Below are 13,422 nucleotides of genomic sequence, written 5' to 3'. Positions count from 1 at the left end.
TTATTGTCGACGTAATAAGCGGAGCGCGTTCGCCGTCACCAGTACCGTCGCGCCGGTATCCGCCAGCACCGCCAGCCACAGGCCGGTTATACCGAGCAGCGTGGTGACCAGGAAAATTCCCTTCAGGCCCAGCGCAATCCCGATGTTCTGACGGATATTGGCCCGCGTGGCGCGCGCCAGAGCAATCATCTGCGCCAGCCCGGTCAGGCGGTTATGGGTGAGTGCCGCGTCGGCGGTTTCCAGCGCCACGTCGGTGCCGCTGCCCATTGCAATGCCAATGGTGGCAGCTTTCATCGCCGGGGCATCGTTGATGCCGTCACCCACCATTGCCAGCGGTGCATGGTTGTTCAGTTCCGTTACGGCGCGCACTTTATCCGCAGGCAATAACCCGGCTTTAAACGCCAGCCCCAGCTCACCGGCAATCGCTGCCGCGGCTCGCGGGTTATCCCCGGTGAGGATCACCCCCTGCACGCCCAGTTGATGCAACGCGGCGACGGCGTCTTTTGCATCGTCACGCAGGGTGTCACACAGTGCCAGCATCCCTATCGCCACGCCGTTTTGCACCACCATCACCACGGTTTGCCCGGCCTGTTCCAGCGCCTGGACTGGCTGGCTCAGCCCGGCCGCCGGAAACGTATTCGCGGCAACGATCAGGACGTTATTCCCTTCAACGTCGGCTTCAATCCCGGACCCGACCAGCGCCCGCTGTGCGGTGGCGGCAGGGATGTCCAGCCCACGCGACTGCGCCTCGCGGACTATTGCCTGTGCCAGCGGGTGGGTGGAGCCTTGTTCGACGGCAGCGGCCAGGGTGAGCAGCGTGTTTTCACTGACCTCCTGAGGATAAATGCCCGTGACCTGCGGTTTACCCACCGTCAGCGTACCGGTTTTATCGAAGGCGATATGTTGCACCTGGCTCAGCTGCTCCAGCGCCGCACCGCCTTTAATCAGCGCTCCACGACGCGCCGCGGCCGCCAGGCCGGAGGTAATGGCCGCCGGCGTGGAGATCACCAGCGCGCACGGGCAACCAATCAGCAGCAACGTCAGACCTTTATAAACCCAGCCTTCCCAGGCTGCGCCCAGGAACAGCGGTGGAATAATTGTCACCAGCAGGGCGACCAGCATGATGGCGGGGGTGTAGATCCGGCTGAAGCGATCGATAAAGCGCTCAACGGGTGCGCGACGCTCCTCGGCCTCTTCTATCAGCTTCAGGATGCGGTCGATGGCGCTCTCACCCGGTCCGGAGAGGACCGTGAGTTGTACCAGACGATCGACGCTGGTGGCGCCTGCAGGCACTTTCTCGCCCGCTGAGCGTTCAACCGGAATCGACTCGCCAGTAAGGGCACTTTCATCGAAACTCGCCGTGGCGGTAAGCAATTCACAGTCCGCAGGCAGACGCCCGCCGGCGGCGACCTCAATCACATCACCCGGGCGCAGCGTGTTAATAGCCACCGTCTGGCGTTCGCTGCCTGTCACCCGCGTTGCGGTTTCCGGTTTCAGCGCCATCAGCGCGCTGACCCCTTTCCGTGCCCGACTCGCCGCCCAGCCCTCAAGGCGCTCGCCAATTAAGAACAGCAACAGCACCATGGCCGCTTCCGCCGTCGCGCCAATAAACAACGCGCCGATCGCCGCCACGCTCATCAGCGTTTCGATGGCGAACCAGCTTCCGCTTTTCATCAGCCGCACGGCCTGACGGGCAATCGGAAACAGTCCGACAAGCGTCGTGGCGATGAACGCCAGGTTACCGAACGGGTGGTTAAACTGCTCCAGACCCCAGCTCAGGGCCATCATGATGACAAGGGTGATAATGGGCAGGTTTTCTCGCAGGGCTGACGTCTTTTCGACAGATGCGGTTTCGCTGCGCAGGCTGTAACCGGCCTTACTGACGGCGGCTTCAACCAGCGTGCTGATGTCATTATCGGCGCTGACCAGCAGCTTTTCGGTGGCGAAGAGCACCTGGACGTGGCTGACGCCCGGGACCTGTTTTACCGCGTTTTCGACTTTACGGGCGCAGGCCGCGCAGTCCATACCGTTGACCACCCAGCTGTAGCGGTTTGCGCTTTCCGGGAGCGGCGGCGTGTTTTGCGTTTCGCATGCGCCGTCGCAGCAGCAGTCGTCCTTCGCAGGAACAGGGCTGAGCTTAAGTGCCGAGAATTGTGGAACTTTTTTAGGTGTTTCTGGAGTCGACATGGCAGTCTCCGGTAATGATAATTTTCTCATTAACCGCAGCATACACTCTGGAGTCGACTCCAGAGTCAAGGCTTATTTAGATATACAGTGAACGCACAATCAGGAAGTGCCCGGCAAAGTAGCAGGCGGCGGCAATCGCGTTATCCGCACGGAAGCGGCGACGATAGTGGCTGCCCAGCCAGACGATATTCCCGAGTAACAGCAGCGTGGCACCAAAGAACGCGGACATTGCCGGTGCCGTCGGACGGAAGAACCACAGTTCACCCGCCAGCCATACCATCACCAGCGTCATGGCGATAAACGTGCAGACAGGCAAGCGCATCTCTTCCAGACGCGTCCAGATCACCGCGATCAACAGCGCGCCAATGACCAGCAGCACCAGCGGCAGCGGCCAGAAGAAGGAGAGCGTCATCTGGCTGGCGAAGTAAATGGTATAAAGCAGATGCGACAGGAAAAATGCCCCAACGGCATACAGCAGGCGCTGTCGCGGCAGCAGGGTTAAGGCATCACCAATCAGGGACGCACACAGACCGGCAAGAACCAGATAGCTGACGGCGTTAAACATGGGCGCTTGCCAGGCAAGCAGCAGGAGTAACAACAGCGTGACGGGTTTAAACAACCATCGCTGCCAGGCAGGGCCGCGATAGGATGCATCGACGTAAAGCCATGCGGAAAAACAGACAGCGATAAATGACCAAAGCATATTAACTCCCTGTAACTGTTGAGTCTGAATAATCAGTTTCTTATTCAGTGTAGTGATGGGGGCAGGCGTTTGGCAATGCCGGGGAAGGCAAGGTATCCTGAATTCCGTATAATCTGATGGGATTTTTGAATGAGCAAGATGCCGCTTTTTTTCGTTATCGTGGTGGCGATTATCGTCATTGCCGCCTCCTTTCGTTTCGTGCAGCAGCGCCGTGAGAAGGCGGACAACGATGCCGCGCCGCTGATGCAAAAACGCGTGGTGGTAAGCAATAAACGCGAGAAAGCCCTCAATGACCGACGCTCGCGCCAGCAGCAGGTTACGCCGGCGGGAGCCACCATGCGCTATGAAGCGAGCTTTAAGCCGGAAACCGGCGGGCTGGAGATGACCTACCGTCTGGAGGCGCAGCAGTACCATCAACTGACGGTGGGAGAAAAAGGGATGCTGAGTTACAAAGGGTCGCGGTTTGAAGGGTTTACGCCAGATCGGTAATGTTCCCTCTCCCGCAGGGAGAGGGGTAGGCTGAGGCTTGAGGCGCCTTACTTCTTCGCCTGGGCCTTAAATTTCTTCATCCACACCAGCAGTTCAAATACGCCAAAAATAAACACGCGCAGCTGCTGCCAGCCGGTCATCTGCGGACCGTCTTTTGGCAGGCCGTTTTTCAGCATCACCATCTGCAGGGCGTGCATGAAGGTGGTAAAGATAAAGGCCACGTTCACAAAGATGTTCATCGGGCGCGGGAACGGGTGCACCAGATTGAGGAGCAGAAATGCCCAGACGCCCAGCATCAACAAACGTCCCACATTAATCAGTACTGGCATTGGATTCTCCTTGTGCCTGACGGTGATACAGACGATAAGCGACCTGACCTGCCACTTTTTCTCGGTGCAGATCCCAGTGTACCGGGACCGGCGGTAAACCATTTTCGACTTCGCTTTCGACGTAGATTAACGCGTCATCCGCCAGCCAGCCGTTGTTTTCCAGCAGGGATAACGTCTCTTCCAGCAGCCCCTTGCGGAACGGCGGGTCGACAAACACCACGTTGTGCGGCGTGCCCTTTTGCGCGAGGAAGCTCAGTGTGTTGGTATTCACTACTTTGGCGTTGGTCGCTTTCAGCGTTGCCAGATTTTGCTGCAACGTCTGCGCAACGCCGCGCTCCATCTCCAGCAGCGTGGCGCTGGCGGCATAGCGCGACAGCGCCTCCAGACCCAGCGCGCCGCTGCCCGCGAAGCAGTCAAGGCAGTGGGCATCCACCATTGAGGGGGCCAGCCAGTTAAACAGCGTTTCGCGTACGCGGTCCGTGGTTGGGCGTAGTCCGGGGCTATCCGGCACCGGTAATTTCCGGCCTCGCCATTGGCCGCCGATAATACGAATTTGACCGGCTGGGGCGCGGTTGGGTTTCTTCATCTCTGGAAAGCTCTGTTAACAATTGGCCTGCGATTGCGGGCGGTGATGTCAATTAAGTAAAGTGTTAGACTATTTCATCATTTTTTTAGCTTCCATGTATATAGCGCCGCGAGGAGTGTAGTCGCAGATGGCAAAACAAAAAAAACGTGGCTTCTTTTCCTGGCTGGGCTTCGGTGAAAAAGAGCAAGAAACAGAGCAGAAAACCGAAGAACAACAAGCCGTTGAAGAGCAGTCTCAGCCTGAAACGCCGGTAGAAACTGCCGCCGTTGTCGACGCGGAAGAGCACGCGCACAGCAAAGAAGAGACCGAAGCCTTTGCTGAAGAGGTGGTGGAAGTTACCGAACAGGTTCAGGAAAGCGAGAAGCCAGAACCCGTTGTGGTAGAAGACGTTATCGATACGCCGCAGGCGATTATCGAGCATGAAACGTTGCCGCTGCCGGAAGAGGTGAAAGCCGAAGAGGTTTCAGCGCAGGAGTGGCAGGCCGAGGCAGAAACCGTCGAAATTGTTGATGCGGTGGAAGAAGAAGCACAAGACGAGCCAGTGCTTACCGACGAAGAGCTGGAAGCCCAGGCGCTGGCGGAAGAAGCGGTTATCGTCGTGCCGGTGGAAGCGCAACCAGAGCAGGGTGAAGAGGTTGCTCAGGAGCAGGAAAAACCCACCAAAGAAGGTTTCTTCGCCCGCCTGAAGCGTAGCCTGCTCAAAACCAAAGAAAACTTAGGTTCCGGATTTATCAGTCTGTTCCGCGGCAAGAAGATCGACGACGATCTCTTTGAAGAGCTGGAAGAGCAACTGCTGATCGCCGACGTTGGGGTGGAAACAACCCGTAAGATCATCGCCAGTCTGACCGAAGGGGCGAGCCGCAAGGAGTTGCGTGACGCCGAAGCGCTGTACGGTCTGCTGAAAGACGAGATGGGCGAAATCCTCGCAAAAGTTGACGAACCGCTTAATATTGAAGGCAAAACGCCATTTGTTATTCTGATGGTTGGCGTGAACGGTGTGGGGAAAACCACCACCATCGGCAAGCTGGCGCGACAGTTTGAGCAGCAGGGCAAATCGGTAATGCTGGCGGCAGGTGATACCTTCCGTGCGGCGGCGGTTGAGCAGCTGCAGGTCTGGGGCCAGCGTAACAACATCCCGGTGATTGCGCAGCATACCGGTGCGGATTCCGCCTCCGTTATCTTTGACGCTATTCAGGCGGCGAAGTCGCGTAACGTGGATGTGCTGATTGCCGATACCGCAGGGCGTTTGCAGAACAAAGCGCACCTGATGGAAGAGTTGAAGAAAATCGTCCGCGTCATGAAGAAGCTGGACGAAGAGGCACCGCATGAAATTATGCTGACCATTGATGCCAGCACCGGACAGAACGCCATCAGCCAGGCGAAGCTGTTCCATGAAGCGGTAGGGCTGACCGGGATCACGCTGACCAAACTGGACGGCACCGCGAAAGGCGGGGTGATCTTCTCCGTGGCCGATCAGTTCAATATTCCTATCCGTTACATCGGTGTGGGCGAGCGTATTGAGGATTTACGTCCGTTTAAAGCGGACGACTTTATTGAGGCACTATTTGCCCGAGAGGACTAACAATGATTCGCTTTGAACACGTCAGCAAGGCCTATCTCGGTGGGAGACAAGCGCTGCAGGGGGTGACATTCCACCTGCAGCCAGGCGAGATGGCATTCCTGACCGGCCATTCCGGCGCGGGGAAAAGTACCCTGCTCAAGCTTATCTGTGGGATCGAGCGGCCGAGCGCCGGGAAAATCTGGTTCAGCGGCCATGATATTAGCCGTCTGAAAAACCGTGAGGTGCCGTTCCTGCGTCGTCAGATTGGCATGATTTTCCAGGACCACCACCTGCTGATGGATCGCACCGTTTTCGATAACGTGGCCATTCCGCTGATTATTGCCGGTGCCAGCTATGATGATATCCGTCGTCGCGTCTCTGCGGCGCTGGATAAAGTCGGGCTGCTGGACAAAGCGAAGAACTTCCCGATCCAGCTGTCTGGCGGTGAACAGCAGCGTGTGGGGATTGCCCGTGCGGTGGTGAACAAACCTGCGGTACTGCTGGCGGATGAACCGACCGGTAACCTGGACGACGCCCTGTCAGAAGGGATTTTGCGTCTGTTTGAGGAATTTAACCGCGTTGGGGTGACGGTATTGATGGCAACGCACGACATCGGGCTGATTTCCCGTCGTTCGTACCGCATGCTGACCCTGAGCGACGGTCATTTGCACGGAGGCCTCGGTGAATAAGCGTGATGCAATAAACCAGATTCGGCAGTTCGGAAACCGGTTTGACCGCTTCCGTAAGCCGCAGGGCGGCGGTGACGGCAATCGTAATGCGCCAAAGCGTGCGAAAGCGGCGCCTAAGCCGAACTCCCGCAAAACCAACGTGTTCAACGAGCAGGTGCGTTATGCGTTCCACGGTGCGTTGCAGGACCTGAAAAGCAAACCGCTGGCGACGTTCCTGACGGTGATGGTGATTGCCATCTCCCTGACGCTGCCAAGCGTCTGCTACATGGTCTATAAAAACGTTAACCAGGCGGCGTCGCAGTACTATCCTTCTCCGCAGATCACGGTCTATCTGGATAAGGCGCTCGACGATAACGCGGCGGCGCAGGTTGTGGGGCAAATCCAGGCCGAACAGGGCGTAGAGAAAGTGAATTATCTCTCTCGTGAAGAAGCCCTGGGTGAGTTCCGTAACTGGTCAGGCTTTGGCGGTGCGCTGGACATGCTTGAAGAGAACCCCCTCCCGGCCGTGGCGGTGGTGATCCCGAAACTCGATTTCCAGGGGACCGATTCGCTCAACACCCTGCGTGACCGCATCACCCGTATCAACGGGATTGATGAAGTGCGCATGGATGACAGCTGGTTTGCGCGTCTTGCTGCGCTGACCGGGCTGGTAGGGCGCGTGGCGGCGATGATTGGTGTGCTGATGGTGGCGGCGGTCTTCCTCGTCATCGGTAACAGCGTACGCCTGAGCATTTTCGCGCGTCGCGACACCATCAACGTGCAGAAACTGATTGGTGCGACGGATGGCTTCATCCTGCGTCCGTTCCTGTACGGCGGCGCATTGCTCGGTTTTTCCGGCGCATTTCTTTCACTGATATTGTCAGAAATTTTGGTGATGCGGCTGTCCTCTGCCGTAACCGAGGTAGCGCAGGTTTTCGGAACGAAGTTTGATATCAGCGGCTTAGGGTTCGATGAGTGCCTGTTACTGCTGCTGGTGTGCTCGATGATCGGCTGGGTGGCAGCATGGCTGGCAACCGTGCAACATTTACGTCACTTTACTCCCGACTAATAAAAGCGTGATATAATCTTTCCCTGCACCGAGATGTTCGCTCTGCAGGGAAAGCGTCCCTGTTGTCTCTTCCCCTGTTATCATCTCCATGTCACAATTTGTGCGTAATTTATTCACCGTTGCACCTGGAACTTGTGGATAAAATCACTGTCTGATAAAAGAGTGAATGCTAATCTCGTGGCTCAAACGCTTTGGCATGGTTGTTGCCTGATGGGGACAGCCTGGACCAGAAGAAACATTGAGAGGAATGAATGACCAAAGAAATGCAAACTTTAGCTTTAGCCCCTGTTGGTAACCTGGAATCTTATATCCGGGCTGCGAACACCTGGCCGATGTTAACGGCCGAGGAAGAAAAGGAGCTTGCTGAAAAGCTGCATTACCAGGGCGATCTGGAAGCAGCGAAAAAGCTGATCCTGTCTCACCTGCGCTTTGTTGTTCACATTGCTCGTAATTATGCGGGCTATGGCCTGCCGCAGGCGGACTTGATTCAGGAAGGTAACATCGGTCTGATGAAGGCTGTACGTCGCTTCAACCCGGAAGTGGGTGTGCGACTGGTCTCCTTCGCCGTGCACTGGATCAAAGCAGAAATTCATGAATACGTGCTGCGCAACTGGCGTATCGTGAAAGTCGCCACGACAAAAGCGCAACGTAAACTGTTCTTCAACCTGCGTAAAACCAAGCAGCGTCTGGGCTGGTTCAATCAGGATGAAGTTGAAATGGTGGCGCGCGAGCTGGGCGTATCCAGCAAAGACGTGCGTGAGATGGAATCCCGTATGGCCGCGCAGGACATGACCTTCGATATGTCCTCCGACGACGACGGCTCTGACAGCCAGCCAATGGCACCGGTTCTGTATCTGCAGGATAAAACTTCTAACTTTGCTGACGGCATTGAAGAGGATAACTGGGAAGATCAGGCCGCGAACAAGCTGACTTCAGCAATGGAAGGCCTCGACGAACGTAGCCAGGATATTATCCGCGCCCGCTGGCTGGACGAAGACAACAAGTCCACGCTGCAGGAGCTGGCCGATCGCTACGGCGTCTCCGCTGAACGTGTGCGTCAGCTTGAAAAGAACGCCATGAAAAAACTTCGCGCCGCTATCGAAGCGTAATTTCCGCGATGTCCCCGATAACCCTCGAATGCAAATTCGGGGGTTTTGTTTTTTTATCTCCCGCTCTGGCGAATTCCCTCCCCCTGGCAAACACTTACAGATGCGCTAAGCAGGTGACTTTCTCAGGGGGACAGGGTGAAAAACAGTGAACTGAATGACCGGCGTTTGCAGGCGACGCCGCGCGGTATCGGCGTGATGTGTAACTTCTACGCCGATAAAGCCGAAAATGCCACGGTGTGGGACGTCGAGGGTAACGAGTATATCGACTTCGCCGCCGGGATTGCGGTGCTGAATACCGGCCATCGGCATCCAAAAGTTATTGCCGCCATCGAAAAACAACTCCACGCATTTACCCATACGGCATACCAGATTGTCCCGTACGAAGGCTATGTGGCGCTTGCCGAGCGCATCAACCAACGTGTACCCGTTGATGGGCCTGCCAAAACGGCTTTCTTCTCTACGGGAGCAGAGGCGGTCGAAAACGCGGTAAAAATTGCCCGCGCGTATACCCGTCGTCCTGGCCTGATCGCCTTTGGCGGTGCCTTCCACGGCCGTACCTTTATGACGATGGCGTTGACGGGGAAAGTGGCGCCGTACAAACTCGGTTTCGGTCCGTTTCCCGGATCGGTTTATCACGCACACTATCCAAATGATCTGTACGGCGTCAGCACGGCAGAAGCGTTAAAAAGCCTCGAACGCATCTTCAAAGCCGACATTGCGCCGGACCAGGTGGCGGCCATTATCCTGGAACCGGTTCAGGGGGAGGGGGGGTTCAACATTGCCCCCGCCGATTTTATGCAGGCCCTGCGCGAACTGTGCGATACGCACGGAATTTTGCTGATTGCCGACGAAGTGCAAAGTGGCTTTGCGCGAACCGGCAAGCTGTTCTCGATGGAACACCATTGCGTGAAGCCGGATTTGATCACCATGGCGAAAAGCCTGGCCGGCGGGATGCCGCTCTCGGCGGTCTCTGGCCGGGCGGAGGTGATGGATGCCCCCGCACCTGGCGGGCTGGGCGGGACTTACGCCGGCAACCCGCTGGCGATTGCCGCAGCCCATGCCGTGCTGGATGTGATTGATGAAGAGGATCTCTGCACGCGCGCGGCGCATCTTGGCCATCATCTGGTGGAAGTGCTGAACAAAGCGAAGGGCGACTGTCCGTTTATCGCTGATATTCGTGCTCAGGGCTCAATGGTGGCGGTGGAGTTTAACGACCCGCAAACCGGACTGCCGTCGCCGGAATTCACGCGTCAGGTCCAGGAGCGTGCGTTACAGGAAGGTCTATTGCTGCTGAGCTGCGGCGTGTACGGCAACGTTATCCGTTTCCTCTATCCGCTTACCATCCCCGAAGTTCAGTTCCGTAAAGCGCTGGATATTATCTCCGCGTCGCTGACACGTTAAAGCCCTGGCCCGGCGGTGATCCCTGCCGGGCTTATCATATATTCATTTCAAATTAGCTATTCCAAAATCATAAAAATGGGGTATGTTTTAGCAGAGTATGCTGAAAAAGCGCGACTGTCATACCTATAACTGAAATAAAGCGCTACACAACAACATCACGACAATCGTAATAACCATAATAATGGGGAATCTCAGGATGAATATGAAGGGTAAAACGTTACTGGCAGGATGTATTGCGTTGGCATTCAGCACGATGGCACAGGCCGATATTAAAGTGGCTGTCGTGGGCGCGATGTCCGGTCCGGTAGCACAGTACGGCGACCAGGAATTTACCGGCGCAGAACAGGCGGTTGCAGACATTAATGCTAAGGGCGGCATCAAGGGCGAAAAACTGCAGATCGTAAAATATGATGATGCCTGTGACCCGAAACAAGCGGTTGCCGTGGCGAACAAAGTGGTGAACGACGGGATCAAATACGTTATCGGCCACCTGTGCTCCTCTTCCACGCAGCCCGCATCTGATATCTACGAAGACGAAGGCATTCTGATGATCACCCCGGCTGCAACGGCGCCGGAGCTGACCGCTCGTGGCTATAAGCTGACCCTGCGTACCACCGGTCTGGATTCAGACCAGGGCCCAACCGCGGCAAAATACATTCTGGACAACGTGAAGCCGAAGCGTATCGCGATTGTTCACGACAAACAGCAGTACGGTGAAGGTCTGGCGCGTGCCGTGCAGGATGGTCTGAAGAAAGGCAATGCCAATGTGGTCTTCTTCGACGGTATCACCGCCGGTGAGAAAGACTTCTCCACTCTGGTGGCACGTCTGAAGAAAGAGAATATTGATTTCGTTTACTACGGTGGCTATCACCCTGAAATGGGACAGATCCTGCGTCAGGCACGTGCGGCCGGCCTGAAAACCCAGTTTATGGGCCCGGAAGGGGTGGCGAACGTTTCCCTGTCTAACATCGCCGGTGAGTCTGCTGAAGGCCTGCTGGTGACCAAACCTAAGAACTACGACCAGGTGCCTGCGAACAAACCGATCGTAGATGCCATCAAGGCGAAGAAACAGGATCCAAGCGGCGCGTTTGTCTGGACCACCTACGCTGCGCTGCAGTCTCTGCAGGCGGGTCTGAACCAGTCAGCCGATCCGGCTGAGATTGCCACTTGGCTGAAAGCCAACTCTGTCGATACCGTGATGGGTCCGCTTTCCTGGGATGCGAAGGGCGATCTGAAAGGCTTCGAGTTCGGCGTGTTTGACTGGCATGCTAACGGAACGGCGACCGACGCCAAATAAAAGCAAACGGCAACCTTTCGGTTGCCGTTTTAGTATTTGCACCCTCTCCTGTGGGAGAGGGGCGGGGGGAGGGCATCAGGCGGCATTCAGCAAACCTGACGTTTCTCCCACCCGTTTTCCTGCGCCGTAAACCCTAACGCCTGCATAAACGCCGCCATCACGCCGCGGTCTTCCACGCCCACGTCCGCCATCCACCAGGAGGTGACGTTCGGGTTTTCACGGATTATCTCTTCAATTAAATACTGCCCCACACCGCGACGACGGGTCACGTCACGTACGCGCAGTGAGTCCAGCGCCCCTTCGGTGCCGCTCAGGGTCACGCGAACCGCGGCGAGCAGACGCTCGTTAAAGCGCGCGGCGTAGATGCGGTGTGTCTCATCGACACGGAGCGATGAAGGGGAATATTCCGGCCAGATCTTGCCCAGGTCGATATGATCCTGGTCGCTAAAGGTCACCAGACGCACGATAGTCAGTTTCATTAGCTGCTTGTCCAAATCAAATTGAGTAGGGGCAGTGTACTCAATTTATTCCCTCAGCGGCTTCCTCTTTTTATTCCGGCTCACCAGGTGATTAGTTTTTTGGCAGCGCGAAGGGCAGTTTGAAAACACATGGATCGAAAAATAAGCAGAATTTTAACCTGAATGGCAGTGAATTATTCGGCGCTTTGTACCGTTATTTTATGCTGCAAATTGCAATTTTATTTGTTTATCTCTGCCCTATTTCAGAATATTATCTTTGCTTAATCGCCTGAAAAATAGAGATTTTAGTCTGGTTTTTATGAAAAAACTGCGCTAAACCATTAAAGGCGCTGGTAAAAATAGCGTTGTGCATTAAAAGTACAGAATGCTTTTTAACCATAATAAAACAAAATATATACACGACATCACGAATGGGGATTCAGAGATGAAAAGGAACGCGAAGACGTTAATCGCGGGGATGGTTGCATTGGCGATTTCGCATGCAGCCATGGCGGAAGATATTAAGGTTGCTGTAGTGGGTGCGATGTCCGGTCCTGTTGCCCAGTGGGGGGACATGGAGTTCAACGGTGCTCGCCAGGCAATCAAAGACATCAACGCCAAAGGCGGCATCAAAGGCGACAAGCTGGTTGGCGTGGAATATGATGACGCCTGCGATCCCAAACAGGCCGTCGCGGTCGCTAACAAAATCGTGAACGATGGCATCCAGTACGTGATTGGCCACCTGTGCTCGTCGTCCACCCAGCCTGCGTCGGACATCTACGAAGACGAGGGCATTCTGATGATTACCCCGGGCGCAACCAACCCTGAACTGACTCAGCGCGGTTATCAGCACATCATGCGTACTGCCGGTCTGGACTCGTCTCAGGGACCAACCGCCGCCCGATACATCCTCGACACCGTCAAGCCGACGCGCATCGCCATTATTCATGACAAACAGCAGTACGGCGAAGGCCTGGCGCGTTCCGTTCAGGACGGGCTGAAAAAAGGCGGCGCGAATATCGTCTTCTTTGATGGCATTACCGCTGGCGAGAAAGATTTCTCCGCGCTGATCGCCCGTCTGCAAAAAGAGAATATCGATTTTGTTTACTACGGTGGCTACTACCCGGAAATGGGTCAGATGCTGCGTCAGGCGCGTTCGGTCGGGCTGAAAACCCAGTTTATGGGGCCAGAAGGCGTCGGTAACGCTTCCCTGTCGAACATCGCCGGGGACGCAGGCGAAGGCATGCTGGTGACGATGCCAAAACGCTATGACCAGGATCCTGCGAACAAGGCTATCGTAGACGCGCTCAAGGCGCAGAAGAAAGATCCAAGTGGTCCGTATGTCTGGATCACCTACGCGGCGGTGCAGTCTCTGGCAACCGCGCTGGATCGCACCGGCAGCAAAGAACCGCTGGATCTGGTGAAAGATTTAAAAGCACACGGGGCGAACACCGTGATTGGGCCGCTGAACTGGGATGAGAAAGGCGATCTGAAGGGATTTGAGTTTGGTGTCTTTAAGTGGCACGCCGACGGTTCGTCCTCGGTCGCCAAATAATTATCCCACC

General features: G+C 56.0%; 13 protein-coding genes. 8 read left to right on the top strand and 5 right to left on the bottom strand.

Annotated features, from left to right (window positions below; translation table 11 throughout):
- Positions 1–2,187, bottom strand: coding sequence for a Zn(II)/Cd(II)/Pb(II) translocating P-type ATPase ZntA (gene zntA / locus HV242_RS21950; protein WP_181616871.1), 2,187 nt, complete (start codon positions 2,185–2,187; stop codon positions 1–3).
- Between the two features lie 76 nt (positions 2,188–2,263).
- On the bottom strand, positions 2,264–2,890 hold the full coding sequence (locus tag HV242_RS21945) for a lysoplasmalogenase (RefSeq protein WP_014172018.1): 627 nt from the start codon (positions 2,888–2,890) through the stop codon (positions 2,264–2,266).
- Between the two features lie 129 nt (positions 2,891–3,019).
- Here HV242_RS21945 and HV242_RS21940 point away from each other — a divergent pair, with 129 nt between their 5' ends.
- Positions 3,020–3,379: a DUF2500 domain-containing protein gene (locus HV242_RS21940; protein WP_014172017.1), complete on the top strand. Its 360-nt coding sequence runs from the start codon at positions 3,020–3,022 to the stop codon at positions 3,377–3,379.
- Positions 3,380–3,426: 47 nt separating this feature from the next.
- On the opposite strand, the gene HV242_RS21935 is transcribed toward HV242_RS21940, so the two are convergent.
- Together HV242_RS21935 and rsmD are read right to left on the bottom strand one after the other, a co-directional pair.
- Positions 3,427–3,708, bottom strand: coding sequence for a DUF1145 family protein (locus HV242_RS21935; RefSeq protein ID WP_014172016.1), 282 nt, complete (start codon positions 3,706–3,708; stop codon positions 3,427–3,429).
- Positions 3,692–4,294: a 16S rRNA (guanine(966)-N(2))-methyltransferase gene (rsmD, locus tag HV242_RS21930; RefSeq protein ID WP_020884541.1), complete on the bottom strand. Its 603-nt coding sequence runs from the start codon at positions 4,292–4,294 to the stop codon at positions 3,692–3,694. The genes HV242_RS21935 and rsmD overlap by 17 nt, the downstream gene beginning before the upstream one ends.
- A 127-nt stretch (positions 4,295–4,421) precedes the next feature.
- Here rsmD and ftsY point away from each other — a divergent pair, with 127 nt between their 5' ends.
- From ftsY to livJ, 6 genes are all read left to right on the top strand, one after another.
- Positions 4,422–5,876, top strand: a complete 1,455-nt coding sequence (gene ftsY / locus HV242_RS21925; RefSeq protein WP_063858535.1) for a signal recognition particle-docking protein FtsY — start codon at positions 4,422–4,424, stop codon at positions 5,874–5,876.
- A gap of 2 nt (positions 5,877–5,878) precedes the next feature.
- Positions 5,879–6,544 carry a cell division ATP-binding protein FtsE gene (gene ftsE / locus HV242_RS21920; protein ID WP_014172013.1) on the top strand — a complete coding sequence of 222 codons (666 nt, stop codon included), beginning with the start codon at positions 5,879–5,881 and terminating at the stop codon, positions 6,542–6,544.
- On the top strand, positions 6,537–7,592 hold the full coding sequence (gene ftsX, locus HV242_RS21915; RefSeq protein WP_014172012.1) for a permease-like cell division protein FtsX: 1,056 nt from the start codon (positions 6,537–6,539) through the stop codon (positions 7,590–7,592). Before ftsE ends, ftsX begins: the two co-directional genes overlap by 8 nt.
- 251 nt (positions 7,593–7,843) lie before the next feature.
- Entirely contained in the window at positions 7,844–8,701 is an 858-nt protein-coding gene (gene rpoH / locus HV242_RS21910) for an RNA polymerase sigma factor RpoH (RefSeq protein ID WP_014172011.1), read from the top strand.
- A 135-nt stretch (positions 8,702–8,836) separates the two neighbouring features.
- Positions 8,837–10,102, top strand: coding sequence for a 4-aminobutyrate--2-oxoglutarate transaminase (locus HV242_RS21905; protein WP_032679136.1), 1,266 nt, complete (start codon positions 8,837–8,839; stop codon positions 10,100–10,102).
- 196 nt (positions 10,103–10,298) lie between these two features.
- Positions 10,299–11,399, top strand: coding sequence for a branched chain amino acid ABC transporter substrate-binding protein LivJ (livJ, locus tag HV242_RS21900; RefSeq protein WP_074172497.1), 1,101 nt, complete (start codon positions 10,299–10,301; stop codon positions 11,397–11,399).
- A gap of 86 nt (positions 11,400–11,485) precedes the next feature.
- Here the strand turns inward: livJ and panM are convergent, their stop codons facing one another.
- Entirely contained in the window at positions 11,486–11,878 is a 393-nt protein-coding gene (panM, locus tag HV242_RS21895) for an aspartate 1-decarboxylase autocleavage activator PanM (RefSeq protein WP_020884545.1), read from the bottom strand.
- A gap of 424 nt (positions 11,879–12,302) precedes the next feature.
- Here panM and livK point away from each other — a divergent pair, with 424 nt between their 5' ends.
- Positions 12,303–13,412 (top strand): high-affinity branched-chain amino acid ABC transporter substrate-binding protein LivK, encoded by a 1,110-nt coding sequence (livK, locus tag HV242_RS21890; protein WP_020884546.1) that lies wholly within the window; start codon positions 12,303–12,305, stop codon positions 13,410–13,412.
- The last annotated feature ends 10 nt before the right edge of the window (positions 13,413–13,422 follow it).

The sequence above is a fragment of the Enterobacter sp. RHBSTW-00593 genome, from assembly GCF_013784105.1.
Classification (GTDB): Bacteria; Pseudomonadota; Gammaproteobacteria; order Enterobacterales; family Enterobacteriaceae; genus Enterobacter; species Enterobacter ludwigii.
This window is presented reverse-complemented; position numbering and strand designations above follow the sequence as displayed.

Excerpts from the sequence above, each read along its gene's own strand:
- HV242_RS21945 (WP_014172018.1), bottom strand. The coding sequence starts at position 2,890 with ATGCTTTGGTCATTTATCGCTGTCTGTTTTTCCGCATGGCTTTACGTC.
- rpoH (WP_014172011.1), top strand. The coding sequence starts at position 7,844 with ATGACCAAAGAAATGCAAACTTTAGCTTTAGCCCCTGTTGGTAACCTG.
- HV242_RS21940 (WP_014172017.1), top strand. The coding sequence starts at position 3,020 with ATGAGCAAGATGCCGCTTTTTTTCGTTATCGTGGTGGCGATTATCGTC.
- livJ (WP_074172497.1), top strand. The coding sequence starts at position 10,299 with ATGAATATGAAGGGTAAAACGTTACTGGCAGGATGTATTGCGTTGGCA.
- zntA (WP_181616871.1), bottom strand. The coding sequence starts at position 2,187 with ATGTCGACTCCAGAAACACCTAAAAAAGTTCCACAATTCTCGGCACTT.
- ftsY (WP_063858535.1), top strand. The coding sequence starts at position 4,422 with ATGGCAAAACAAAAAAAACGTGGCTTCTTTTCCTGGCTGGGCTTCGGT.
- ftsE (WP_014172013.1), top strand. The coding sequence starts at position 5,879 with ATGATTCGCTTTGAACACGTCAGCAAGGCCTATCTCGGTGGGAGACAA.
- HV242_RS21935 (WP_014172016.1), bottom strand. The coding sequence starts at position 3,708 with ATGCCAGTACTGATTAATGTGGGACGTTTGTTGATGCTGGGCGTCTGG.
- rsmD (WP_020884541.1), bottom strand. The coding sequence starts at position 4,294 with ATGAAGAAACCCAACCGCGCCCCAGCCGGTCAAATTCGTATTATCGGC.
- livK (WP_020884546.1), top strand. The coding sequence starts at position 12,303 with ATGAAAAGGAACGCGAAGACGTTAATCGCGGGGATGGTTGCATTGGCG.
- panM (WP_020884545.1), bottom strand. The coding sequence starts at position 11,878 with ATGAAACTGACTATCGTGCGTCTGGTGACCTTTAGCGACCAGGATCAT.